The 24,457-nt window shown below is 69.7% G+C and carries 19 protein-coding genes; 12 read left to right on the forward strand and 7 right to left on the reverse strand.

Features of this window, described 5'->3' with window-relative positions; genetic code table 11:
• Positions 1 to 5 precede the first annotated feature (5 nt).
• The 4 genes from nuoL to recQ all read left to right on the forward strand — a co-directional run bounded on the left by nuoL (position 6) and on the right by recQ (position 7,283).
• Positions 6 to 1,901 (forward strand): NADH-quinone oxidoreductase subunit L, encoded by a 1,896-nt coding sequence (nuoL, locus tag AB0E78_RS26230; protein WP_361837040.1) that lies wholly within the window; start codon positions 6 to 8, stop codon positions 1,899 to 1,901.
• A gap of 5 nt (positions 1,902 to 1,906) precedes the next feature.
• Positions 1,907 to 3,478 (forward strand): NADH-quinone oxidoreductase subunit M, encoded by a 1,572-nt coding sequence (locus AB0E78_RS26235; RefSeq protein ID WP_361837042.1) that lies wholly within the window; start codon positions 1,907 to 1,909, stop codon positions 3,476 to 3,478.
• The gene (gene nuoN, locus AB0E78_RS26240; RefSeq protein ID WP_361837044.1) at positions 3,475 to 5,139 is read left to right on the forward strand and encodes an NADH-quinone oxidoreductase subunit NuoN; all 1,665 of its coding nucleotides are present in this window, start codon (positions 3,475 to 3,477) and stop codon (positions 5,137 to 5,139) included. The genes AB0E78_RS26235 and nuoN overlap by 4 nt, the downstream gene beginning before the upstream one ends.
• Positions 5,140 to 5,315: 176 nt before the next feature.
• On the forward strand, positions 5,316 to 7,283 hold the full coding sequence (gene recQ, locus AB0E78_RS26245; protein WP_361837047.1) for a DNA helicase RecQ: 1,968 nt from the start codon (positions 5,316 to 5,318) through the stop codon (positions 7,281 to 7,283).
• Between the two features lie 140 nt (positions 7,284 to 7,423).
• Here recQ and fahA read toward each other — a convergent pair whose 3' ends face one another.
• The gene (fahA, locus tag AB0E78_RS26250; protein ID WP_361837050.1) at positions 7,424 to 8,740 is read right to left on the reverse strand and encodes a fumarylacetoacetase; all 1,317 of its coding nucleotides are present in this window, start codon (positions 8,738 to 8,740) and stop codon (positions 7,424 to 7,426) included.
• A gap of 193 nt (positions 8,741 to 8,933) precedes the next feature.
• On the opposite strand from fahA, the gene AB0E78_RS26255 reads away from it, so the two are divergent.
• Complete coding sequence (locus AB0E78_RS26255; protein WP_361837052.1) at positions 8,934 to 10,190, forward strand: ATP-grasp domain-containing protein; 1,257 nt, start codon at positions 8,934 to 8,936, stop codon at positions 10,188 to 10,190.
• Positions 10,191 to 10,239: 49 nt separating this feature from the next.
• A complete protein-coding gene (locus AB0E78_RS26260; RefSeq protein WP_361837055.1) occupies positions 10,240 to 11,442 on the forward strand; it encodes an FAD-dependent oxidoreductase in 1,203 nt (400 codons plus the stop codon).
• A gap of 30 nt (positions 11,443 to 11,472) precedes the next feature.
• Here the strand turns inward: AB0E78_RS26260 and AB0E78_RS26265 are convergent, their stop codons facing one another.
• From AB0E78_RS26265 to AB0E78_RS26275, 3 genes are all read right to left on the reverse strand, one after another.
• Entirely contained in the window at positions 11,473 to 11,964 is a 492-nt protein-coding gene (locus AB0E78_RS26265) for a hypothetical protein (protein WP_361837057.1), read from the reverse strand.
• A gap of 64 nt (positions 11,965 to 12,028) precedes the next feature.
• The gene (locus AB0E78_RS26270) at positions 12,029 to 12,400 is read right to left on the reverse strand and encodes a hypothetical protein (protein WP_361837059.1); all 372 of its coding nucleotides are present in this window, start codon (positions 12,398 to 12,400) and stop codon (positions 12,029 to 12,031) included.
• Between the two features lie 268 nt (positions 12,401 to 12,668).
• The gene (locus AB0E78_RS26275) at positions 12,669 to 13,088 is read right to left on the reverse strand and encodes a hypothetical protein (protein WP_361837062.1); all 420 of its coding nucleotides are present in this window, start codon (positions 13,086 to 13,088) and stop codon (positions 12,669 to 12,671) included.
• Positions 13,089 to 13,257: 169 nt separating this feature from the next.
• Here AB0E78_RS26275 and AB0E78_RS26280 point away from each other — a divergent pair, with 169 nt between their 5' ends.
• Positions 13,258 to 14,097 (forward strand): HAD family hydrolase, encoded by an 840-nt coding sequence (locus AB0E78_RS26280; RefSeq protein WP_361837065.1) that lies wholly within the window; start codon positions 13,258 to 13,260, stop codon positions 14,095 to 14,097.
• A gap of 41 nt (positions 14,098 to 14,138) precedes the next feature.
• Here AB0E78_RS26280 and AB0E78_RS26285 read toward each other — a convergent pair whose 3' ends face one another.
• On the reverse strand, positions 14,139 to 16,127 hold the full coding sequence (locus AB0E78_RS26285; RefSeq protein ID WP_361837068.1) for a CocE/NonD family hydrolase: 1,989 nt from the start codon (positions 16,125 to 16,127) through the stop codon (positions 14,139 to 14,141).
• 19 nt (positions 16,128 to 16,146) lie between these two features.
• The gene (locus tag AB0E78_RS26290; RefSeq protein WP_361837071.1) at positions 16,147 to 17,661 is read right to left on the reverse strand and encodes a peptide MFS transporter; all 1,515 of its coding nucleotides are present in this window, start codon (positions 17,659 to 17,661) and stop codon (positions 16,147 to 16,149) included.
• Between the two features lie 307 nt (positions 17,662 to 17,968).
• Between AB0E78_RS26290 and AB0E78_RS26295 the strand changes: the two genes are divergently transcribed.
• The 5 genes from AB0E78_RS26295 (at position 17,969) to AB0E78_RS26315 (ending at position 23,697) form a co-directional block, all read left to right on the forward strand.
• Positions 17,969 to 18,979, forward strand: a complete 1,011-nt coding sequence (locus AB0E78_RS26295; RefSeq protein ID WP_361837073.1) for a polyprenyl synthetase family protein — start codon at positions 17,969 to 17,971, stop codon at positions 18,977 to 18,979.
• 138 nt (positions 18,980 to 19,117) lie between these two features.
• On the forward strand, positions 19,118 to 20,203 hold the full coding sequence (locus AB0E78_RS26300) for a CHRD domain-containing protein (RefSeq protein ID WP_361837076.1): 1,086 nt from the start codon (positions 19,118 to 19,120) through the stop codon (positions 20,201 to 20,203).
• A gap of 248 nt (positions 20,204 to 20,451) precedes the next feature.
• The gene (locus AB0E78_RS26305; RefSeq protein ID WP_361837078.1) at positions 20,452 to 21,717 is read left to right on the forward strand and encodes a DUF2092 domain-containing protein; all 1,266 of its coding nucleotides are present in this window, start codon (positions 20,452 to 20,454) and stop codon (positions 21,715 to 21,717) included.
• Between the two features lie 89 nt (positions 21,718 to 21,806).
• A complete protein-coding gene (locus AB0E78_RS26310; RefSeq protein ID WP_361837081.1) occupies positions 21,807 to 22,778 on the forward strand; it encodes an ABC transporter ATP-binding protein in 972 nt (323 codons plus the stop codon).
• Between the two features lie 82 nt (positions 22,779 to 22,860).
• Positions 22,861 to 23,697, forward strand: a complete 837-nt coding sequence (locus tag AB0E78_RS26315; RefSeq protein WP_361837742.1) for an ABC transporter permease — start codon at positions 22,861 to 22,863, stop codon at positions 23,695 to 23,697.
• A gap of 40 nt (positions 23,698 to 23,737) precedes the next feature.
• On the opposite strand, the gene AB0E78_RS26320 is transcribed toward AB0E78_RS26315, so the two are convergent.
• Positions 23,738 to 24,319, reverse strand: coding sequence for an NAD(P)H-dependent oxidoreductase (locus tag AB0E78_RS26320; RefSeq protein ID WP_361837084.1), 582 nt, complete (start codon positions 24,317 to 24,319; stop codon positions 23,738 to 23,740).
• Positions 24,320 to 24,457 lie beyond the last annotated feature (138 nt).

Genomic DNA, 24,457 nt, shown 5'->3' on the forward strand with positions numbered 1-24,457 from the left:
GAAAAGTGGAGAACCTGATCGCGCTGCTCGTAGCGGCGCCTCTGCTCGGAGCGGCCGTACTGCTGTGCGGCGGGCGGCGTTTGGACCGTGTCGGCCACTGGCTCGGCACGCTGCTCGCGGCCGCCTCCTTCGTCGTCGGTGTGATGCTCTTCGCCGACATGCTGGGCAAGGGCGCCGAGGAGCGCTCCCTGTCGCAGCACCTGTTCAGCTGGATCCCCGTGGAGGGTTTCCAGGCGGACGTCGCCTTCCAGCTCGACCAGCTGTCGATGACGTTCGTCCTGCTGATCACCGGTGTGGGCACCCTGATCCACATCTACTCCATCGGGTACATGGAGCACGACGAGCGGCGCCGCCGCTTCTTCGGCTATCTGAACCTGTTCCTCGCGGCGATGCTCATCCTCGTCCTCGCCGACAACTACCTGCTTCTGTACGTCGGATGGGAGGGCGTCGGCCTCGCCTCGTACCTCCTGATCGGCTTCTGGCAGCACAAGCCCAGCGCGGCCACCGCCGCGAAGAAGGCCTTCCTGGTCAACAGGGTCGGCGACATGGGCCTCTCGATCGCCATCATGCTGATGTTCACCACCTTCGGGACGTTCGCCTTCGGGCCCGTCCTGGAGGCCACGGGTGAGACGTCGGAGGGCAAGCTGACGGCCATCGGCCTGATGCTGCTGCTCGCGGCGTGCGGCAAGTCGGCCCAGGTGCCGCTGCAGTCCTGGCTCGGCGACGCGATGGAGGGCCCGACCCCGGTCTCGGCCCTCATCCACGCGGCGACGATGGTGACCGCGGGCGTGTACTTGATCGTCCGCTCCGGCGCGATCTTCAACGGTGCACCGGACGCGCAACTCGTCGTCACCGTCGTGGGCGCGGTCACGCTGCTCTTCGGTGCGATCGTCGGTTGCGCGAAGGACGACATCAAGAAGGCGCTCGCCGGATCGACGATGTCCCAGATCGGGTACATGATCCTGGCCGCGGGCCTCGGCCCCATCGGCTACGTCTTCGCGATCATGCACCTGGTGACACACGGCTTCTTCAAGGCCGGGCTCTTCCTCGGGGCCGGTTCGGTCATGCACGGCATGAACGACGAGGTCGACATGCGGAAGTACGGCGGCCTCCGGAAGTACATGCCGGTCACCTTCGTGACCTTCGGGCTCGGCTATCTGGCGATCATCGGCTTCCCCGGCCTGTCCGGCTTCTTCTCCAAGGACAAGATCATCGAGGCGGCCTTCGCCAAGGGCGGCACGGAGGGCTGGATCCTCGGCTCGGTCGCGCTGCTCGGCGCCGCGATCACCGCGTTCTACATGACACGCGTGATGATCATGACCTTCTTCGGTGAGAAGCGCTGGCAGCCCGACGCGGACGGCCACGAGCCGCACCCGCACGAGTCGCCCAGGTCCATGACGATCCCGATGATCGTGCTCGCCTTCGGGTCGGTCTTCGCGGGTGGCTTCTTCAGCATCGGCGACCACTTCATGCACTGGCTGGAGCCGGTCACCCAGCACGACCACGGTGACTCGCCGCTGAGCGCCACCACGGTCACGGCCGCCACCATGGTCGTCCTGGTCATCGGTGTGGCCCTGGCCTACGTCCAGTACGGCCGCCGCCCCGTCCCGGTCACCGCCCCGCGCGGTTCGCTGCTCACCCGGGCGGCCCGCCGCGATCTCCTCCAGGACGACTTCAACCACGTCGTCCTGGTCCGCGGCGGGGAGCACCTCACCCGCTCCCTGGTCTACGTCGACCACACCCTGGTCGACGGAGTCGTCAACGGCACGGCGGCCTCGGTCGGCGGGCTCTCCGGGCGGCTGCGCAAGATGCAGAACGGCTATGCCCGCTCCTACGCGGTCTCGATGTTCGGCGGCGTTGCGGTACTCATCGCCGCGACCCTGCTGATGAGGGCGGTCTGATACCGATGTCCTTTCCTCTGCTGACAGCGACGGCGGCCCTGCCCGCGGTCGGCGCGATCGCCACGGCAGCCGTTCCGGCCGCCCGGCGCACCGCCGCCAAGTGGCTCGCGCTGCTCGTGTCGCTCGCCACGCTCGCGCTCGCCGTGACCGTGCTCGTGCGGTTCGACCCCGACGGGGCCCGCTATCAACTGACCGAGTCGCGTTCGTGGATCGCGGAATTCGGGGTGGGGTACGAGCTCGGCGTGGACGGCATCGGTGTCGCCCTCATCGCGCTCACCGCCCTCCTGATGCCCTTCATCATCCTGGCGGGCTGGCACGACGCCGATCCTCTGGAAACCAAGTCGTCGCGGTGGCGGCCGACCCAGGGCTTCTTCGCCCTGATCCTCGCCGTCGAGGCGATGGTGATCATGTCGTTCGAGGCCACCGACGTCTTCCTCTTCTACATCTTCTTCGAAGCCATGCTCATCCCGATGTACTTCCTCATCGGCGGCTTCGGGGACCGTGCCCACGCGGGCACCGACGAGAACGCGTCGGCGCAACGCTCGTACGCGGCCGTGAAGTTCCTCCTCTACAACCTCGTCGGCGGCCTGATCATGCTGGCCGCCGTGATCGGGCTCTATGTGGTGGCGGGGAACTTCTCGCTCCAGGAGATCACCGAGGCGCGGGCCAACGGCTCGCTGGAGATGGCCACGAGCACCGAGCGGTGGCTGTTCCTCGGCTTCTTCTTCGCCTTCGCGGTGAAGGCGCCGCTGTGGCCGCTGCACACCTGGCTGCCGAACGCGATGGGCGAGGCCACGGCCCCGGTCGCCGTGCTGATCACGGCGGTCGTCGACAAGGTCGGCACCTTCGCGATGCTGCGCTTCTGCCTCGGGCTCTTCCCCGAGGCGAGCAAGTGGGCGACGCCGGCCATCCTCGTGCTCGCGCTGATCAGCATCATCTACGGCGCGCTGCTCGCGGTCGGCCAGCGCGACATCAAGCGCCTGGTGGCGTACGCGTCGATCTCGCACTTCGGGTTCATCATTCTCGGGATCTTCGCGATGACCTCGCAGGGCCAGTCCGGCGCGACGCTCTACATGGTCAACCACGGGATCTCGACGGCCGCCCTGATGCTGGTGGCGGGATTCCTGATCTCGCGGCGCGGTTCGCGGCTCATCGCGGACTACGGAGGGGTGCAGAAGGTCGCACCGGTGCTCGCGGGCACCTTCCTGATCGGCGGTCTCGCGACGCTCTCGCTGCCGGGACTCGCGCCGTTCGTGAGTGAATTCCTGGTCCTGGTCGGCGCGTTCGCGCGCTATCCGGTGGCCGGGATCATCGCCACCATCGGCATCGTGCTCGCCGCGCTCTACACCCTCGTCCTCTACCAGCGGACGATGACGGGCCCGGTGAAGCCGGAGGTCTCGGCCATGCCGGACCTGCGGGTGCGTGAGCTCTTGGTCGTCGCGCCGCTGATCGCGCTCCTGATCGGCCTCGGCGTCTACCCGAAGCCGCTCACCGAGCTGGTGAACCCGGCGGTCAAGCACACCATGTCCGACGTACAGCAGAAGGACCCGAAGCCCGACGTGGAGGCGGCCAAGTGAGCGCATCAGCCGTCCACAGCCTGTGGACAATGGCGTCGGCCGCGGCGCCGCAAGATCAGATCGACAAGATCGACACTCCCACGATCGAGTACGGGCAGCTGTCACCTACGTTGATCGTCATCGGCGCGGCGGTCCTCGGGATCCTCATCGAGGCCTTCGTGCCGCGGAAGTCCCGTTACTACGCGCAGGTGTTCGTGGCGGTCGTCGCCCTCACCGCGGCCTTCGCCGCGGTCGTCGGCCTCGCCGCCACCGGGTACGGCACGACGAAGGCGCACATCGCGGCCATGGGCGCGATCGCGGTCGACGGACCCGCGCTCTTCCTGCAGGGCACGATCCTCCTGGCGGGCCTCGTCGCGATCTTCACCTTCGCGGAGCGGCGGCTCGATCCGGTGGCGCACGGCAAGCGCGTCGACTCGTTCGCCGCGCAGGCCGGTTCCGTGCCGGGCAGCGAGAGCGAACAGGCCGCCACGAAGGCCGGGTTCACCACCACCGAGGTGTTCCCGCTGGCGCTCTTCGCGATCGGCGGGATGCTCGTCTTCCCGTCGGCGAACGACCTCCTGACGCTCTTCATCGCCCTCGAGGTCTTCTCGCTGCCGCTCTACCTCCTCTGCGCGCTCGCCCGCCGCAAGCGCCTGATGTCGCAGGAAGCCGCCGTCAAGTACTTCCTGCTCGGCTCGTTCTCCTCGGCGTTCCTGCTCTTCGGGATCGCCCTGCTGTACGGGTACGCGGGCTCGGTGTCGTACGGCACCATCGCGAAGGTCATCGACGGCAGCGTCCAGACGGTCAACCCGGCGCTCGCGGACACCATGGGCAACGACGCGCTGCTCCTGATCGGCGCCGCGATGATCGTCATGGGTCTGCTCTTCAAGGTCGGCGCGGTGCCGTTCCACATGTGGACCCCCGATGTGTACGAGGGCGCACCCACCCCCGTCACCGGCTTCATGGCCTCGGCGACCAAGGTGGCCGCCTTCGGCGCGCTGCTCCGGCTCCTCTACGTGGTCCTGCCGGGCCTGCGCTGGGACTGGCGCCCCGTGATGTGGGGTGTCGTGGTCCTCACGATGCTGGCCGGCGCGATCGTCGCGATCACGCAGACCGACATCAAGCGGCTCCTCGCGTACTCCTCGATCGCCCACGCGGGCTTCATCCTCGCCGGTGTCATCGCCATGACCCCGGACGGCATCTCGTCGGTCCTCTTCTATCTCGGGGCCTACTCCTTCGTGACGATCGGCGCGTTCGCGGTGGTCACGCTGGTGCGGGACGCGGGCGGAGAGGCCACGCACCTGTCGAAGTGGGCGGGGCTCGGCCGGCGCTCGCCGCTGGTCGCCGCGGTCTTCGCGGTGTTCCTGCTCGCCTTCGCCGGCATTCCGCTGACCTCCGGGTTCTCCGGAAAGTTCGCGGTGTTCAAGGCGGCGGCCGAGGGCGGCGCCGGTGCGCTTGTCGTGGTCGGTGTGATCTCGTCCGCGATCGCGGCGTTCTTCTACATCCGCGTGATCGTGCTCATGTTCTTCAGCGAGCCGAAGGCCGACGGCCCGACCGTCGCCGTGCCCTCGCCGCTGACCATGACGGCGATCGGCGTGGGTGTCGCGGTGACGCTGGTGCTGGGCGTGGCCCCGCAGTACTTCCTGGATCTGGCGAACCAGGCGGGGGTCTTCGTCCGCTAGTCCGTCCGCTCCGCTGGTCCACCTGTTCTACTCGCCGCCGCCCGGCACCCCGTCCGACAGGGGTGCCGGGCGGCGGCCTGTGGATAACTTCAAGGGATGTCGGTGCGGAGCCCTATCGTGGGGGCAGTGGTCGAAGCGCGACGTGCGGGGGCAGGGCGATGGATGGGAACGATGGCATGAGTGAGGTGGCCGTACCGAACGCGGTGGCCGTACCCGGCGCGGTGGCGGAGAGTGACGCGCTGCGGACGCTGCACCGCGTCTTCGGGTATGACGCCTTCCGCGGTGAGCAGGAAGCGATCATCGAGCACGTGGTCGCGGGCGGGGACTCCGTCGTCCTGATGCCCACCGGTGGCGGCAAGTCCCTGTGCTATCAGATCCCGGCCCTGGTGCGGCCCGGCACCGGCGTGGTCGTCTCGCCCCTCATCGCGCTCATGCAGGACCAGGTGGACGCGCTGCGCGCACTCGGCGTGCGGGCCGGGTTCATCAACTCCACGCAGGACTTCGACGCGCGGCGCGTGATGGAGGCCGAGTTCCTCGCGGGGGAGCTCGACGTGCTCTATCTCGCGCCGGAGCGGCTGCGCCTTGAGGGGACGCTCGATCTGCTGTCCCGCGCCAAGATCTCCGTCTTCGCGATCGACGAGGCGCACTGTGTCGCGCAGTGGGGCCACGACTTCCGGCCCGACTATCTGGCGCTCTCCCTCCTCGGCGAGCGCTGGCCGGACGTGCCGCGGATCGCCCTGACGGCGACGGCGACGCACGCCACGCACCGCGAGATCACCGAGCGGCTCGGCATGCCGGACGCGAAGCACTTCGTGGCGAGCTTCGACCGGCCCAACATCCAGTACCGCATCGTGCCGAAGGCCGAGCCGAAGAAGCAGCTCCTCTCCTTCCTCAAGGAGGAGCACGCGGGCGACGCGGGCATCGTGTACTGCCTCTCGCGCAATTCGGTCGAGAAGACCGCCGAGTTCCTGTGCCGCAACGGCATCGAGGCCGTGCCGTACCACGCGGGTCTGGACGGCGTGACGCGCGCCACCCACCAGTCGCGCTTCCTCCGGGAGGAGGGCCTGGTCGTCTGCGCCACGATCGCCTTCGGCATGGGCATCGACAAGCCGGACGTCCGGTTCGTCGCCCACCTCGACCTGCCGAAGTCGGTCGAGGGGTACTACCAGGAGACGGGCCGCGCCGGCCGTGACGGACTCCCGTCGACGGCCTGGATGGCGTACGGCCTGCAGGACGTCGTCCAGCAGCGGAAGATGATCCAGGGCAGCGAGGGGGACGAGGCGTTCCGCCGCCGGGCTGCCTCGCACCTGGACTCGATGCTGGCGCTGTGCGAGACGGCCCAGTGCCGCAGGGCCCAGCTCCTCACGTACTTCGGCCAGGACGCGGACGGCTCGTCCTGCGGCAACTGCGACACCTGCCTCACGCCCCCGGAGACCTGGGACGGCACGGTCCCGGCCCAGAAGGTCCTCTCCACGATCGTGCGGCTCCAGCGCGAGCGCGGCCAGAAGTTCGGCGCGGGCCAGATCATCGACATCCTGCTCGGCAGGAAGACCGCGAAGATCATCCAGTTCGACCACGACCAGCTCTCGGTCTTCGGCATCGGCGAGGAGCTGGCGGAGGCCGAATGGCGAGGCGTGGTGCGGCAGTTGCTGGCGCAGGGTCTCCTCGCGGTCGAGGGGGAGTACGGCACGCTTGTCCTGACCGAGGAGAGCGGTTCCGTCCTCGGCCGGGAGCGGGAGGTGCGGTTGCGCAAGGAGCCCAAGCGGCCCGCCGCGGCGAAGGCCGCCAAGGGGGAGCGGAAGGCGAAGGCCGCGGCAGCGGTCGCGGAGCTGCCGGAGGAAGCGGTGCCGGTGTTCGAGGCGCTGCGGGCGTGGCGCGGTGCGCAGGCCAAGGAGCTGGGCCTCCCGGCGTACGTGATCTTCCACGACGCCACGCTGCGGGAGATCGCCACGCTGCGCCCCTCGTCCCTGGCGGAGCTCGGCGGCGTCAGCGGCCTGGGCGAGAAGAAACTGGCGACGTACGGAGAGGGAGTACTGGAGGTCCTGGCGGAGCTGGGAGGGACGGCCACGTCGGTGCCCGCGCAGGCTCCGCACGCCCCGGAGCCCCAGGACGAGGAGTGGCCGGAGCCCCCGGACGAGTTCTGAGAGCCTTGAGCAGCCTGGCAGGCGCGCCGAGAGGGCAGCGCCCCAAAGGGGCGCGGGGAACGGCGCGACCAGCCACGATGGCGCCGCGGGCGATCCGCGCGGTAGGTGGCCGGGGGTGACTCCACCCCCGGCCAGCAGCCTCAACGCGCCGGGGTGACCCTGCCGGAGACCTCGCCCAGGCCGACCCGGGTGCCGTCCGGGCCCGGGGCCCACGCGGTGAGCGTGACCTCGTCGCCGTCCTCGAGGAACGTCCGCTTGCCGTCGGGGAGTTCGAGGGGATCGCGGCCGTTCCAGGTGATCTCGATCAGGGAGCCGTACTGCCCCTCCGAAGACCCGCTCACGGTGCCCGAGCCGTACAGGTCACCCGTGCGCAGGGACGCCCCGTTCGCCGTCATGTGGGCCAGCTGCTGGGCGGCCGTCCAGTAGACGGTGGAGAAGGGCGGCTCGGAGATGACGTGGCCGTTGAGGGTCACGGTGATGCGCAGGTCGTAGCCGCCGGGCTCGTCCGCGACGGACTCCGCCGAGTCGTCCAGGTAGGGGAGGAGCTCGTGCGTGCGCTCCGGAGGGGCGACCCGCGCCGCGTCCAGGGCTTCCAGGGGGGTGATCCACGCGGAGACGGAGGTGGCGAAGGACTTGCCGAGGAACGGTCCGAGCGGAACGTACTCCCAGGCCTGGATGTCCCGCGCCGACCAGTCGTTGAGGAGGCTCAGCCCGAAGACATGCTCCCGGAAGTCCGCGAGCGGCACCGGAGTGCCCAGCTCCGACGGCGTACCCACGACGAAGCCGACCTCGGCCTCGATGTCGAGGCGGACGGAGGGCCCGAAGACCGGGGCCGTCTCCGCCGGAGCCTTGCGCTGCCCCGACGGGCGTACCACTTCAGTCCCGGAGACAACAACGGTGCCGGACCGGCCGTGGTAACCGATGGGCAGGTGCTTCCAGTTGGGGGTCAGCGGGGCCGGTGCGTCCGGACGGAAGATCTGTCCCAGGTGAGTCGCGTGGTGCTCGGAGGCATAGAAGTCCACATAGTCCGCGACCTCGAAGGGCAGGTGCAGCGTGACCTCGGACAGGGGGTACAGCAGGGGGCGCACGACCTCGCGGTGCGCCGGGATCGTGACCCACGCGGTGAGCGCGCGACGTACGTCGGACCACGCCGTGCGCCCCGCGGCGAGCAGCGGGTTCAGCGTGGCCCCGGCGAGCAGCGAGACATAGGGCGAGCCGAGTGCGGCGGCAGCGGCGCCCGCGTCCAGGACATGATCGCCGAGCCGCACGCCGACGCGGCGCTCCGTGGCCCCGTCGGAGCTCCCGCCGGTGTCCCCAGGGCCTTCGGCCAGGGAGAACACGCCGTACGGGAGGTTGTGCGGCCCGAAGGGATCGCCCTCCGCGAGAGCGAAGGGGTCGCCTACGGAGTGGACGGAAGGGTCGCTCCCGGCCGGGTCGAGCGGGGTGTGCTCGGACATGCGTACCTGCCTCGCTTTCCATATGGGTGTGCCACACGTTACGTGGGAACCTTCGATTGGGGCAGTGTCTAAAGAGTTCGCAATGTCCGGATAAACCTTGCTGGACTGGTCAGTTCCGGCTTAGCGTCCTTTGGGGGACGCGGACGGGGTGGGTCCGGGTCATACGGAGGGACACGTGGGGGGACCCGTGGCCATGAGGAACGACAGCGTGCCCTTCGCGGTCGACCGTGAGGTGCCCGGCCTGATCGTGAAGTTCGGCAGCTATCCGCTGCATCATGGCGGCGTCGGCGCGATCCGCAGCCTCGGCCGGCTCGGCGTGCCCATGTACGCGATCACGGAGGACCGTTTCACACCGGCCGCGGCCTCCCGCCATCTCACCGGCGCGTTTCCCTGGCCGACCACCGGGGCGGAGGAGCCGGAGCGGCTCGTCGACGGGATGCTGCGCATCGCGCGCCGGATCGGCAGACCCACGGTCCTGATACCGACCGACGAGGAAGCGGCCGTCCTGATCGCCGAGCATCAGGAGCAGCTGAGCGCCGCCGGGTTCCTCTTCCCGCGCGTGGACCCCGAGTTGCCCCGCCGCCTCGCCAGCAAGCAGGGCCTGCACGAGCTGTGCGTGAAGCACGGCGTCGCCTCGCCCGCCGCGTCCTTCCCCGAGAGCTACGGGGACATCAAGGAGTTCGCCGCCACGGCGGTCTTCCCGGTGGTCGCCAAGAACCGCGAGGCGTTCACGCGCCGCACCCGGCCCGCGGTGAACGGAACGACGCGCATAGAGACCATGGAGGGCCTGCTCGGCCTCGCCCGTGACTGGGGCGAGCGGCCCGGCGTGATTCTCCAGGAGTATCTGCCCCGGGAGCAGGCCGAGGACTGGATCGTGCACGCGTACTTCGACGCGGACTCGGCGCCGCGCGCACTGTTCACGGGCGTCAAGGTGCGCTCCTGGCCGCCGCACGCGGGGATGACTGCGCATGCGTACGTCGTCGACAATCCGGAACTCGGGGACCTCGCCGCACGTTTCATCAAGCAGATCGGCTTCACCGGCGTCATCGACCTGGACCTGCGCTTCGACCGGCGCGACGGCCAGTACAAACTGCTCGACTTCAACCCCCGCATGGGCGCGCAGTTCCGGCTCTTCGAGAACGAGTCCGGGATCGACGTCGTCCGCGCGATGCACCTGCACCTGACAGGGCGCCCGGTTCCGGAGGGGGAACAGCGCGCCGGGAATCGGTACATCGTGGAGAACATCGACCTGCCCGCCCTCCTCGCCTACCGCCGCAGCGGCTACACCACACCGCACGCGCCCCCGCACGCGAGCGGCACGGAACTGGCGTGGCTCGCGGCGGACGACATGAAGCCGTTCTTCACGATGCTCGCGCGTTTCGTGCGGCCAGGGGCGAAGCATCTCTATCAGTTGTGGCGGACGAATCGCCGCGGCAGCAGCACGGGTTAGGCCCACGAAGCAGGCACACGCGGAAAGTGACGTCCTGGGGAGGGACTTCGTGATCCATCCAGTAGCAGTCATCGGGGCGGGGCCGTTCGGCCTTTCCACCGCGGCCCATCTGCGGGCCCGGGGCATTCCGGTACGGGTCTTCGGCGACCCGATGGTGAGCTGGCGCGCGCACATGCCCGCGGGCATGCTCCTGAAATCGACCCCGGTGGCCTCGAACATCGACGCCCCGCAGCGCGGCCACACCCTCGTCGACTACTGCGACGCGGCGGGCATACCGCGTCTGGTCACCGACGAGGACATCATCCCCATCGAGACCTTCGTCGCCTACGGGGAGTGGTTCAAGGACAAGCTGGTGCCCGACCTGGAGCAGGTGCGGGTGGTGTCGGTGGAGCGCAAGGGCACGGCGGGGTTCGACCTGAAGCTGGACTCCGGCGAGCAGTTCACGGCTCGCGCGGTGGTGGTCGCCACCGGGCTCTCGGGGCTCGCGCAGCTGCCGCCCCCGCTCGTCGCGGCGGCACCGGACGGGCCGACCCCCTCGGGGCCCGTCTCGCACAGCTCACAGCACAGCGACCTGTCGCGGTTCGCGGGGCGTGAGCTGATCGTGGTCGGCGCGGGACAGTCGGCCCTGGAGACGGCCGCGCTCGCCGCCGAAGCGGGCGCGACCGTACGGGTGGTGGCGCGCGGCAAGGGATCGGTGGCCTTCGGCTCCCCTCCGTGGAAGCAGCCGAAGCTGCGCCCCGAGTCCCCCTTCGGCCGCGCCTGGTCGCTCCACGCGATCAGCTACTACCCCCACCCCTACCGCTATCTGCCCCCGCAGGCACGCCACTTCCTGGTCCGCCGCATCCTCGGCCCGCTGGGCGCGTGGTGGCTGCGCGACCGCTACGAGGGCAAGGTCGAGACGCGCGAGGTCCGCCGCCTCGTCTCGGCGGACGTCCGGGAGGGCAGCCCGGTCCTGCGGCTCGAGACCCTGGGCGGCCGCATCCGGGAGCTCTCCGCCGACCACGTCATCGCGGCGACGGGCTATCGGGTCGACATCGCGGCGATGGACTTCCTGGACCCCGCCCTCCGCGCCCGCCTGGCGGCGAGTCGCGGCACCCCGAAGCTGGGCGCGGGCTACGTCTCGTCGATCCCGGGCCTGTACTTCACGGGGCTCCCGGCGGCGGCGTCGTACGGCCCGGTGATGCGTTTCGTGTGCGGCACGGAGTTCGCCTCGCCGCGTCTTGCGGGGCATCTGGCGCGGGCGCACGGGTGAGGGGGGCCGGCCCTGGGTGCGGAACGGCGATCACGGGGAGGGCGAGCCGAACGACTCCAGGAAATCGGCAAGGACGCGCCCCGAGAACGGGTCGGTGGCCGGGTCCTCCGGCGTGACGAGACTGACGGAGAAGTACGCGCCGAGGAGAAGTCCCGCGCCCTCGAGGGCTGTCGCGGTCTCGGGGGCGGTGCACCGGACTCCGGTCACCTGTCCGGCACGCAGCGGCTGGGCGTGGAGCCGGTAGAAGACCGAGAAGGGGCCTTCGCCCGTGCCGTCGAGGGCGTAGCCGTTCGCGCCCCAGAAGTCTTCCATCTCCTGGCCCGACGAGAAGGTGATGATGTCCGGGTAATCATCGCCGGCATCGGCGGCCGGGAGTTCCCAGTCGGCGGACGATGCCCCGACCGGCTCCCCGCGGAGGAAGAGGCCGGGCCACTGTTGGCGCCGACGGGCGACGAACTGCCGTACGGCGACGGGAAATGTCATATCCACGATGAAGTCGCTCGAGTGCCCTGTGATGTCCATGGCTCGCCGCTAGGCCGTCGTGTCCGGCCGGACCGCGTCGAACGCCGCCCCGGAGGCGGCGGGCTCAGTCATCGCTCGGCAGGGTCCAGGCGGCGGAGTCCTTCGGCGGAGCCGGGCGGATCTCGAAGGCGGAGAGGTCGACGTCCTCGTTTCCGTCGCCTGATGGCTGCCGCCCCTCCTCATCGGGAAGGAAATAGATGCCACAGGCCCAGAACTCGGGCATCTCATGCCCCATGAGGTCCTGGGCCATTCCTTCGATGACCTTCCCCGCATACCTTTCATTGATCCTCGCAACGGCCTCTGCCCGCGTAATTCCGAATCGGTCCACCAGTACTTCCGCCATCTCGCGGAAGTACTCGAGCATCTCGTCATCGAGACCCGTAAGAAATTCTTCTGTCCTCATGCCGGACACGAACGGCCGCACGTTCTTCAGCATGGGCCCTCGACCATCTCGTAGCTGTGCATGGCGCCCCCCCCTTCTTGTCAGCAAGCTGCCTTGCCCACTCCATGGCCTGGCGTGGGTTGTTAATCACATAGAACCCGCCCTTGCCGAAGTCCATCGCGCGGTTGCTGGCTGCGAGATTGATCCCGTCGTTGACAATGCTGTCCGCGGCCTTCCGACAGATTCTTGGCGAGATTGCGAACCCGGTCCGGATCACCGGGAGTCGGGTCCATGTCCAAGTCTCCGTGCGGGGGCGAAGTTACTAGGTTTGCTGGCGAGGAAGGGGGTCGGGCGGGGGTTGGTCACCAGATGCGTACGTCCAGGCCGGAGAGTCCGGCGGGGGCGCGGGCCAGCGCTCCAGGGCCGCGAAGTCGATGACCGTGTCGGATTCCTCGTCGCCCGTGGGTCGGCGGCCCTGCGCGTCGGGCTTGTAGTAGAGGCCGTAGGCCCAGAACTCGGGCATCTCATGCCCCATGAGGTCCGGGTACGGGGAGATCTCCAGGTGCCCGTACCTCTCGTTGACCCGGGCCACGGCCTCCGCGCGGGAGATGCCGAAGCGGGTCACTGCTGCGTCGACGATCTCTCCGAAGTATTCGAGCATGCCGTCGTCCAGCCGCATCATGAAGGCTGATCTCTGCAGGGGTGCGCGGCGCGTGAGGGGCGTGGGTGGCTCGTTCGTCATGGCTTCTCCGGGTCCGGTGTCCAGGCCGAGTACTACCGTAAGGACGGCCCGCGTAGACACGTCCCGGTGAATCCCGCGAGCGCCGGTTGTGCGACCAGCGCACTCCCGCGCGTCACAGCTCTTGTGAACGTTGCTATGGGCAGCGCCCGGGATCCGTATTCTCTGGATCATGGCTGCCCCCCTCGCATATTCACTCATCGCCACTGACCTGGACGGAACGCTGCTGCGCGGCGACGACACCGTCTCCGACCGGTCGTTGGCCGTGCTGTCGGCGACAGCCGTGGCGGGGGCGCGTCACCTGGTGGTGACCGGGCGGCCCGCGCCCCGGGTGAAGCCGCTCCTCGACGATCTGGGGACCGGTGGCCTCGCCGTCTGCGGGCAGGGGGCGCAGTTGTACGACTCCGGGGCCGACCGCATGATCTGGTCCGTGACGCTCGACCGCGAGCTCGCCGAGGCCGCGCTCGGGAAGATCGAGGCCGAGGTCGGGCAGGTCTACGCCGCCGTGGACCAGGACGGCGTGGACGGGCTCACCCTCATCGAGCCCGGGTATCTGATGCCGCACCCCACCCTGCCCGCCGTGCGCGTCCGGGGGCGCGACGCGCTCTGGGCCGAGCCCATCAGCAAGGTGCTGCTGCGCCACCCCGAGCTGACCGACGACGAGTTGGCCGCCGTCGCCCGTGATGCCGTCGGGCCGCTCGCCACCGTCACCATGTCAGGGCCCGGCACCGTCGAACTCCAGCCGCGCGGGGTGACCAAGGCGACCGGTCTCGCCCTCGCCGCCGAGCGGCTCGGGATGACCTCCGAGGACACCATCGCCTTCGGGGACATGCCCAACGACGTGCCGATGTTCGTCTGGGCGGCCCGTGGCGTCGCCATGGCCAACGCCCACCCCGACCTCAAGTCGGCCGCCGATGAGGTGACGTCGTCCAATGAGGACGACGGGGTGGCCGTCGTGCTCGAACGGCTGCTCGCGGCGGCGGAGCAGCCCCGCGAGCGCGCCGGGCTCTAGCCCGCTGGGCACTGGCCCGCCGGGTACTGGCCCGCCGGGTACTAGCCTGCCGTCCGCGGAATCCGCTTCTCCCACGTCCGGTGGAAGACGACCTCGTCGCCGTCCTTGCACACCACCTCGTTCGACGTGATGAAGTCCGTCGCGTCGCAGGTGATCTCGGAGCGGGACTCGATCCTCGTGTCCCATCCCAGCTCGGGGCGGTGCAGACGGATCAGCCAGTCGGAGCGGGTGCGGGCGGAGAGCGGGTCCGACTCGTTGATCGTGTACGTCTCCACCGCGTCCTCGGTGAATTCCAGGCCGTCCGGATAGACCCGCGTACCGCCGTAGCGCGGGTCCACCTCCATCCGCCATTCGCCCTTCGCCACATCGCGTACGACCAGGCGTTCGGGACGCAGCTCGTCCAGCGTCGCCGGGTAGACCACCGCGAGCGGCTCCGACTGCTCCGGAGCGGCGAAGGTGATGGAGGGGTCCAAGTCGCCCGCTCGCACCGGGAGCTCCAGCGCGCTGCCCGCCGGGTCAAGGACGAAGCCCGCCGAGTCCGCCTGCGGCCAGATCCACGGCCAGTACGCGGACGACACCGCGAGCCGGATCCGGTGGCCCGCCGGGAACGTGTGGCCGATCGCGTTCAGTTCGAAGGTGACGTCCTGCGTCTGGCCCACCGGCCACGGGTCCACCCGGTCCCGGCCATTGCGGGCGGAGAGGTTGAGGACGCCACGCGTGACCAGGGTCGACGAACCGTCCGGGGCCACGTCGCACACACGCGCGATCGCCTGGCCGGACGGGGCGTCCATCGTCAGGCGCAGGGTCACCTTGGGGCGGCCCAGGATGCGTACGGCCGAGGGGACCTCGAACTCGAAGCACGCCGACTTCGCGTCCTCGTCCCGCTGGTCCGGCGGCAGGTCCGCGTCGTTGCCGAAGGGGAAGTAGCGGCCTGCGTCCAGCCCGGTGTGCTGGGGGGAGTTCACGATCAGCGGGGCGCCCTGGAGGGCGTACGGGGTCGGCGTGACGTTCGGGGACGGCCAGGAGGGGTCGCCGACCCAGCCGCCCGGCAGCTCCGCGTACACCGTCGCCGGCGGATGCGAGTCGCTGATCCAGGAGCGCAGCTTCGGCTCGGCCATCACGCCCGTGTCGATGCCCTTGAGATGGTGGTCCCACCAGCGCAGGGTCTCCTGGAGGAAACCGATCGCCGGGCCCGGCGGGAGACCCCGGTCCGGGTACTGGTGCGACCACGGCCCGATCAACCCCCGTACGTCACCCGGCAGATGTTCGACCAGGCGCAGGACCGTGTCCCGGTAGGGGTCGTGGAAGCCGCCCACCGCGAGAACCGCCGCGCCGATCGCCGAGTAGTCCTCGCAGACACTGCCGTGCTGCCAGTACGCGTCCCGCGTCTGGTGGTCGAGCCAGGTGTGGATGAAGGGGTCCACGGCTTCGAGGCGGCTCAGCCACATCTCCCGCCAGCGGTCGCCGACGAACAGCGGGTCCGGGGGGCGCGAGACGAAGGCGAGCATCGTCGCCGCCCATGCGTGCATGTCCACCGCCAGGACGGAACCACCCATGTAGTGCACGTCGTTGTCATAGCGGTCGTCCGCGGAGCAGACCGTGACGATCGCCTTGAGCGGCTCGGGCGCGAGGGCCGCGATCTGGAGGGAGTTGAAGCCGCCCCAGGAGATGCCGAACATGCCGACCTTGCCGGAGCACCAGGGCTGCTCGGCGAGCCAGTTGACGACCTCGACCCCGTCGGCCAGCTCGACCGGGGAGTACTCGTCGCCCGGCATGCCCTCCGAGTTGCCGTGGCCCCGCACGTCCACGCGCACGGAGACGTAGCCGTGGCCCGCGTACCAGGGGTGGCGCTGCCAGTCGCGCGGCGCCGTCCAGTCGCTCAGGCGGTAGGGGAGGTACTCCAGGAGCGCGGGGACCGGTTCGTCCGTCACCGGGCGCCAGATGCGCGCGTAGAGCCTGGTTCCGTCCGGGAGGGGTACTTGGACGTCCTCACGGGTGGTCTCGTACGGGAAGGAAGAGCGAATCTGCATGGGGGGAACCTCAGTGTCCTCAGTGGACGGGGTGCATGGTGCGGCGCAGCCATGGCGCGAGCAGGATGACGGCGACGCCCGCGGCCACCGCGATCGCGCCGTTCACGCCGAAGTACGCCGGATTGGAGACCTCGCCGTACAGCTTCACGATCTGGGCCTGGATGCCGTTGGCGAGGGCGAGGGAGAGGAACCAGAGGGCCATGGTCTGGCTGGCGAAGGCCTTCGGGGCGAGCTTCGTCGTGGCCGACATGCCCGAGGTCTCCACGAGGATGTCGCCGAGCCCGAGCAGCAGGTAGGAGCCGACGATCCACCAGACCGCCATCTTGTACGTGCCGTCGCCGTGCCCCGAGGTCGGCAGGACCATCAGCAGGAACGACAGGCCGCCCAGGATCACGCCGAACGCGATCTTGTTGGAGGCGTGCGGCTGGCGGTGGCCCATCCGGGCCCAGACCATGGCGACGACGGGGGCGAGCGCGACCTCGAAGGCGCCGAGCGCGGAGGCGTACCAGCTCGCGGGGAAGGTGAAGCCGAGGATCGACGTCTCGGCGTTCGTCGACGCGAGCAGGATCATCGTCGAGTACGCCTGGAAGAGGATGAAGTTGAAGACGACCGAGGCGAGGAAGAGCACCACGTACGGCCTGAGCCGGCCGCGCTCCTCGGACGTCACCCGCGGGCTGCGGAACATGACCGCGAAGTAGACGATCGGCGCGATCACCGAGATGACGGTCAGCAGGTCGACGAAGCGGTCCATCGTCAGCCAGCCGACGGCGGCCAGCAGCGCCGCGAGGGCGGCGAAGACGACGATGCCCACGACGATGAGCAGCACCGCCCTGCGCATCGCGTCCTTGGGCAGGGCGAATTCCGCCGAGGCCTTGCGTCCGGCGAGGTGACGGCGCCCCAGGACGTACTGGATCAGGCCGAAGGTCATACCGATCGCTGCCGCCGAGAAGCCCCAGTGCCAGCCCTTGTGGTCGCCGAGCCAGCCGGTGATCAGCGGGCCCGCGAAGGCGCCGATGTTGATGCCCATGTAGTACAGCGCGAAGCCCGCGTCGCGGCGGTCGTCGTCCGTGCGGTAGAGCTTGCCGACCATCGAGGCGACGTTCGGCTTGAGCAGGCCGGTGCCCGCGCTGATCAGGCCGAGGCCCACCCAGGTCATCGTCGCCGTCGGCACGGCCATCGAGTAGTGCCCGCAGGCGATGAGGATGCCGCCCCACAGGACCGCGCGGTACGAGCCGAGGATGCGGTCGGCGAGCCAGCCGCCGGCCACCGACACGAGATAGACGAGCGTTCCGTACGCCGCCGACACCGAGGCGGCGGTCCCGGAATCCATGCCCATTCCGTCGTTCGCGACGGAGTCCGCGAAATACAGGACGAGGATGGCCTGCATGCCCAGGAACGAGAAACGCTCCCAGACTTCGAGGCCCGACAGGGTGAGCAGCCCGCGCGGCTGCCCGAAGAAGGCGTGGTCGTCGCCGGGCGGCGGCTCCGTCGGCGGCTCCGCGGGCGGTTCGGTGTCGGCCTCAGTGCGGGACAAGGGTTGTGCTCCCGGTAGTTCCGTTGTTCATGGCGCTTTCGGGGTTTACGGGGATTACGGGGCGATGGGGTCTTCTGGGTCGTATCAGCTGATCAAGAACATACCGGTGGTCATCACGCACCGCCTGGGCGGCATTGCACAGGCGGGTGCCCACTGTGATCGAAAGGCGACCGGATACGCTGACTTGAGTGATGGCAGCGACACATCGACAAACCGTGTCATCGACCCCGTCATCGCGCAAAGATCGACCGAGTGATGATCGACCGAGTGACCGACTTGTGATCGTCAGCAGACAGGAGAACCCCTCGTGACCGTCGTCGGGCCCTTCGGCCTCAGCGTGCGGGACCAGGCTCTCGAAGCCGATGTCCAGGCCGGATTGGCGGCCGTCGAGGAAGGTCTGCTCGACGCCACCAAAAGCGGGGTCCCCTTCATCACGGAGGCCGCGCAGCATCTGGTGCGCGCGGGCGGCAAGCGGTTCAGGCCGCTCCTCGTGATGCTCGCCTCGCAGTTCGGCGATCCGTATGCGCCGGGCGTCGTGCCCTCCGCCGTCGTCGTCGAGCTCACGCACCTCGCGACGCTCTACCACGACGACGTGATGGACGAGGCGGACGTGCGCCGCGGGGTGGACAGTGCCAACCAGCGCTGGGGCAACTCCGTGGCCGTCCTCACGGGTGACTTCCTGTTCGCCCGCGCCTCGTACATCCTGGCCGACCTCGGCCCGGACGCCGTCCGCATCCAGGCGGAGGCGTTCGAACGCCTGGTCACCGGCCAGATCCTGGAGACGGCGGGCCCGACCGAGGGCCGCGACCCGATCGACCACTACCTCGACGTGCTCGGCGGCAAGACCGGCTCGCTCGTCGCCGTGGCCTGCCGTTTCGGCGCCATGATGTCCGGCGCCGACGAGACCGTCGTGGACGTCCTGACCCAGTACGGCGAGCGGCTCGGTGTCGCCTTCCAGCTCGCCGACGACGTACTGGACATCGCCTCCGACTCACACGAGTCCGGCAAGACCCCCGGCACCGACCTGCGCGAGGGCATCCCCACGCTGCCGGTCCTGCGTCTGCGCGAGCGGGTGGAGAAGCTCGGGCTGCCCGAGGACATCGCCCTGAGCGAGCTCCTGGAATCGGACCTGACGGACGACGCGCGGCACGCCGAGGCGCTGGCGCGGCTGCGGGCCCACCCGGCCCTGGAGCAGGCGCGCAAGGACACCGTGCGGTTCGCGGAGGAGGCGCGGGACACGCTCGCGCCGCTGCGGGACTGCGACGCGAAGACGTCGCTGGTCGAGCTCTGCGATCTGGTCGTGCACAGGGCGGGCTGAAGCCTCGCCGGGGTGATGTGACGCAGGTCACGTCGGCCCATCCAGTTTGGATTGAGTCCAGACTCGGATCCACTCCGTACTCATGCCCGGAAGCTGACGCAGGGGGCGTCAGCTCAGGTATGGGGGAGTTTTCCGATCATGGGTACTTTCAGCACCCGCATCAGCACCAGGACCAGCAGCCTCACCCGCACAGACCGGGCCTTCGCGGGCCGACGCAAGACCTTGCTCGTCTCCGGCGTCGCGGCCGCCGCCGCGGCGGGGGTCGCGGCGGCCGTGATTCCGGCGTTCGCCAGCAGTGGGAGCGGCAGTGGGGCCTCCAGTGGCAGCGGCGGGCAGCACGGCGCACACTCGGCGCACGGCGGCCGGTCCGTCGAGGTGCAGAGCGGCGCCGCCACGGGCCGCGGCGGGGCCCTCTTCGCGGCCAGCATGAACGGCGCGAACGAGGTGCCCGTGCAGGGCGGCCCCGCGGTCGGCGACAAGGACGGCCGGGCGCTCGAATTCGTCAAGGTCAAGGGCGACAAGGTGTCGGTCACCGTCAAGTGGCGCGGCACCGCCAAGCCGACCGCCCTCCACATCCACCAGGGTGCCAAGGGCGCCAACGGCGGCATCAAGGTCGACTTCACCAAGCTGCTGGCCAAGAGCAAGCACCACCGTGTCACCGGCACCGTCAAGGTCGACGACGCGGCGCTCCTGGAGCAGCTGAAGACCGACCCGAACAGCTTCTACGCCAACCTGCACACCGCCGAGTTCCCCGGCGGCGCGGTCCGCGGCCAGCTCCACAAGGTGACCACCGACTTCGACTTCCGCAACGCGGCGGCCAACTTCCAGGCGTCCGTCATCCAGGGCAGCCAGATCTACGAGTGCAAGAAGGCCGAGGACGGCTCCGGCACGTTCGCCTTCGCGCAGCGTGACGTGCGCGCCGGGCTCGGCGGCGACATCGCGCACGACTTCGTCGCCCCCAACTCGGGCACCCCGCGCTGGACCGCCCCCGACCGCAGCCAGGTCACCGGCAAGCTGATCTCCAAGACCCCGAACGGCGACAAGAACATCCCCGAACTCGACCTGGCGGCAACGCAGACCGGTAAGCACCGCGGGCTGCTCGCCGGCACCGCGGAGATCCTGCGCCTGAACACGGTGGGCGGGGTCGCACCGGCGGGCACCTGCGAGGCGGGCGCCATCGCTGAGGTGCCGTACCAGGCGGATTACGTGTTCGTGCAGCGCTGAGCCCTGACTTCGATGTGGCGTCTCCCCTACGGGATGGGGGAGGCGCCACCGCTCTGTGTCATCCCACAGCAGTACGTGGAGTTGATCCCGGGGTCTGACGCTTCTCGCTGGCCGATTTGGTCGTATAGAGGCAAGCAAGGCCCAGCAAGAACAACCACTCCTGACCTATTCGGGTGAGAATGGCGGCGCGGGGTGGACGCACGCACGTACTGGGAAGGCCGCCGCCGACCACGGAGGTAGGGCACACAATGGCACCGTACGAACCGGAGCAGGACACCAGCGAGACCGGAGAGCTGCGCGCCGGCCGCCGCAAGGCGACGCGTTACGTGGTTCCCGTCGCGGTGGCGGGGGTGGCGGCGGCGACCATCGGGCTCGTCCCGGCGCTCGCCACGTCGGGCGACCCCAAGCTGCCCGACGTCACCGCACAGGAACTCATCGAGAAGATCGCCGCGTCGGACACGGAGCAGCTCTCGGGCACTGTGAAGATCAGCACCGACCTCGGCCTTCCGTCCTTCGGCGGCGACATGGCGGGCGGCCTCGCTCCGGGCAGCGGCTCGGGCGGCGGCGGGGACGGCAAGGGATCGGCCGCGGACCCGCAGTCCAAGCTGATGGAGCTGGCGTCCGGCACGCACACGCTGCGCGTCGCCGCCGACGGCCCCGACAAGCAGAAGCTGTCCGTCCTGGACGACGCGGCGGAGTACAGCCTGATCCACAACGGCGACGACGTGTGGGCGTACGACAGCAAGTCGAACGAGGCGTACCACTCCAAGTCGGCGGGCAAGGCCGGGGAATCCGGCAAGAAGGACGCCCCCGAGGATCTCCCCAAGGGTGTCCCGTCCACACCCAAGGAACTGGCCGAGGAAGCGCTGAAGGCAGCCGACGACACGACGTCGGTGAAGGTGGACGGCACCGCGCAGGTCGCGGGCCGTGACGCCTACCGCCTGGTCATCAAGCCCAAGCAGTCCGGTTCGACGGTCGGCCAGATCACGGTCGCGGTCGACTCCAAGACCGGTACGCCGCTGAAGTTCACACTCACCCCGTCCGGCGGCGGCAGCGCGGTCGTCGACGCGGGCTTCACCAAGGTCGACTTCGGCAAGCCGGCCGCTTCCACCTTCGACTTCACGCCGCCCAAGGGCGCGAAGGTCACGGAGGAAGGCGACGCCAAGGCCGGGAAGCACGGCTTCAAGGACGGCGGCAAGGACTTCAAGGGAGGCAAGGAGTTCAAGGGCGAGGAGGACCTGAACGGTCTGAACGTCATCGGCAAGGGCTGGAACTCCATCGCCGAGCTCGAACTGCCGGGCGGCCAGGGCATCCTGTCGGGCGGCTCCGGCGACGTCCCGCCGGACGCGCAGCGGTTCCTCGACTCGCTCGGCGACAAGGTGTCGGGCGACTTCGGCTCGGGCACGGTCTTCAAGACACGGCTGATCAACGCCCTCATCACCGAGGACGGCAAGGTCTACGCGGGCGCGGTCACCAAGGACGCCCTCGTGAAGGCGGCGAACGCGGCGAAGTAGGGCCGCGGCTGAGCGATTGAGCGGCGGGCCCGAGGTGCCGGACAGGCACCTCGGACCCGTCGGCACGACTTCGAGCGGGGGAGGGCGCGGTGCCGAGCACCAGCACCGGCGGCGGGGCGGCGGAGAGCGTGATCGAGACCTCCGCGCTCACCAAGCGGTACGGCAAGCAGCTGGCCGTGGACCGGCTGAGCCTCACCGTTCCCGCGGGCAGCGTCTTCGGGTTCCTCGGGCCGAACGGCTCGGGCAAGACGACCACCATCCGGATGCTGATGGGCCTGATCGAGCCGACTTCCGGCCGGGCGCGCGTCCTGGGCCGCGCCATGCCGCGCGAAACGCGCACCGTGCTGCCACATGTGGGCGCGCTCATCGAGGGTCCGGCCCTCTACGGCTTCCTCTCCGGCCGCGACAACCTCCTGCGGTACGATGCCGCGGACCCGACCGCCGATCCGCGCACGCGCCGCGCCCGCGCCGAATCGGCCCTGGACCGGGTGGGTCTCACGGCCGCCGCGGGCAAGAAGGCGAAGGCGTACTCACTCGGCATGAAACAGCGCCTCGGCCTCGCGGCCGCGCTGCTCCAGCCGCGCAGGCTCCTCGTGCTCGACGAGCCGACCAACGGCCTCGATCCGCAGGGCATGCGCGAGATCCGGGCGCTGGTGCGGGAGTTGGCGTCGGAGGGCACGACCGTCTTCCTCTCCTCGCACCTCCTGGACGAGATCGAGCAGGTCTGTACGCATGCAGCGGTGATGGCGCAGGGCCGCCTGATCACCCAGGGACCGGTCGCCGAACTCGCCGCGGGTGCGCGGGGGCGGCTCGTCGTGACGACGCCGGACACGGGCGACGCGGTGCGCGTCCTGAAGGAGCTCGGCGTGACCGATCTCGTCGTGACGGAGGACCGCGTGACGGGCGAACCGCCGGGCGCGGAGACCGGCACGGACCTGGCGGAACTGAACGCCGCCCTGGTCGGGGCGGGCGTACGGGTACGGGGGTTCGGTGTCGAACGGGCCTCGCTGGAGGACGCGTTCGTGGCGCTGACGGGGGAGGGATTCGATGTCGCGGGCTGAGGTCGTCGACGTACACGACGGGCATGACGTATACGACGGCCATGACGTACGGGCGGGCGGCGAGGGCCGTGAGGTCCGGCGGATCTGGACCTTCGGGCTCTTCCGCAGTGAGCTCGGCATCACCTTCCGCCGCTGGCGCACGCTGGCCCTGCTCGGTGTGCTCGCCGCCGTGCCGATCCTGGTGGGCATCGCCGTCAAGGTCGAGACCAGCGACGGCTCGTCGGTCGGTGGGGGCGGCGACGGGGGAGGCCCGGCGTTCATCGCGCAGATCACCAACAACGGCCTGTTCCTGGTCTTCACCGCGCTCGCCGCGACCCTCCCCTTCTTCCTGCCCATGGCGGTCGGCGTCGTCGCGGGCGACTCCATCGCGGGCGAGTCCAGCGCGGGAACACTGCGCTATCTGCTCGTCGCCCCGGCGGGCCGTACGCGCCTGCTGCTCACCAAGTACGCGACGACGATGACGTTCTGCCTGGTCGCGACGCTCGTCGTGGCGGTCTCCGCGCTCGCCGTCGGGGCGCTGCTCTTCCCGGTCGGCGAGGTCACCACGATCTCCGGCACCCGGATCAGCTTCGGCGAAGGACTGCTGCGGGCCCTGCTCATCGCCCTCGTGGTCGCCGCGTCACTGGTCGGCATGGCGGCGCTCGGCCTGTTCGTGTCGACGCTGACCAGCAGCGGCATCGCGGCGATGGCGACGACGGTCGGGCTGCTGATCACGATCCAGATCCTCGACCAGATCCCGCAACTGCACGCCATCCAGCCGTACTTCTTCTCGCACTACTGGCTGTCCTTCGCCGACCTGCTGCGCGACCCCGTCTACTGGGACGAGCTGGTCAAGAACCTCGGCCTCCAGGGCCTGTACGCCGCCGTGTTCGGCTCGGCGGCGTGGGCGCGGTTCGGGGCGAAGGACATCACGGCGTAGCGGCCGGGGCGCGGGCGGCGTCAGCTCTCGTACGGCAGCGTCAGCTCTCGTACGGGAAGCGCGCGAGCTGCGGCTCCTGGGCGAAGAACGACTTGGCCTCGGTCAGCGCCCGCTCGTCGTGCAGGACGTCGCCGGGCTTGCTGCCGTTGCCGAGCAGTACGCCGCCGAAACGCATCCCGAGATACGCGGCGGAGTTGCGCAGGGTGCCCACGAGCGGATCGGCGACGACCGGCTCCTCGTCGGCGAGCGCCGTCACGCCCCACAGGGTGCGCCCGGCCAGCGTGGCCTTGAAGTCGACGCCGGGCGTGCGCAGCCAGCCCGACCAGTAGTCGAGGTAGCGCTTGGTGGTGGCCGAGACCGAGTACCAGTACAGGGGCGAGGCGATGACGATGTCCGTCGCTTCGACGGTCGCGTCGAGCAGGACCGCGGCACTGTTGCCCGACGGGCGGGTGTGGTCGCTGTCGTGCCGGAGGTCCTCGAAGTCGGGCAGCGGATGATCGGCGAGGTTCAGCCAGCGCTGCTCGAAGTTGGCGGGGAGCTGTTCGGCGGCCCGGCGGGCCAGGATCTCGGTGTTGCCCTCGGGCCGGGAGCTGCCGAGTACGAAGAGGAACTTACGGGTCATGGTGGGCCCCCTGGGTATGGCGTGGTCGGCGCACGGCCGTCGAAGGCCGTGCAATTACCTGCGCATGCACTATATGCACGCGCAGGTAATTGCGTCCAGGGGGTTATGGGCGTGCGGCCCGCTGGGCCGCTCGGCCGG

Source organism: Streptomyces sp. NPDC032198, from assembly GCF_040636975.1.
Taxonomy (GTDB): domain Bacteria; phylum Actinomycetota; class Actinomycetes; order Streptomycetales; family Streptomycetaceae; genus Streptomyces.

Excerpts from the sequence above, each read along its gene's own strand:
- AB0E78_RS26235 (WP_361837042.1), top strand. The coding sequence starts at position 1,907 with ATGTCCTTTCCTCTGCTGACAGCGACGGCGGCCCTGCCCGCGGTCGGC.
- recQ (WP_361837047.1), top strand. The coding sequence starts at position 5,316 with ATGAGTGAGGTGGCCGTACCGAACGCGGTGGCCGTACCCGGCGCGGTG.
- fahA (WP_361837050.1), bottom strand. The coding sequence starts at position 8,740 with ATGTCCGAGCACACCCCGCTCGACCCGGCCGGGAGCGACCCTTCCGTC.
- AB0E78_RS26255 (WP_361837052.1), top strand. The coding sequence starts at position 8,934 with ATGAGGAACGACAGCGTGCCCTTCGCGGTCGACCGTGAGGTGCCCGGC.
- AB0E78_RS26265 (WP_361837057.1), bottom strand. The coding sequence starts at position 11,964 with ATGGACATCACAGGGCACTCGAGCGACTTCATCGTGGATATGACATTT.
- AB0E78_RS26270 (WP_361837059.1), bottom strand. The coding sequence starts at position 12,400 with ATGCTGAAGAACGTGCGGCCGTTCGTGTCCGGCATGAGGACAGAAGAA.
- AB0E78_RS26275 (WP_361837062.1), bottom strand. The coding sequence starts at position 13,088 with ATGACGAACGAGCCACCCACGCCCCTCACGCGCCGCGCACCCCTGCAG.
- AB0E78_RS26280 (WP_361837065.1), top strand. The coding sequence starts at position 13,258 with ATGGCTGCCCCCCTCGCATATTCACTCATCGCCACTGACCTGGACGGA.
- AB0E78_RS26285 (WP_361837068.1), bottom strand. The coding sequence starts at position 16,127 with ATGCAGATTCGCTCTTCCTTCCCGTACGAGACCACCCGTGAGGACGTC.
- AB0E78_RS26300 (WP_361837076.1), top strand. The coding sequence starts at position 19,118 with ATGGGTACTTTCAGCACCCGCATCAGCACCAGGACCAGCAGCCTCACC.
- AB0E78_RS26305 (WP_361837078.1), top strand. The coding sequence starts at position 20,452 with ATGGCACCGTACGAACCGGAGCAGGACACCAGCGAGACCGGAGAGCTG.
- AB0E78_RS26320 (WP_361837084.1), bottom strand. The coding sequence starts at position 24,319 with ATGACCCGTAAGTTCCTCTTCGTACTCGGCAGCTCCCGGCCCGAGGGC.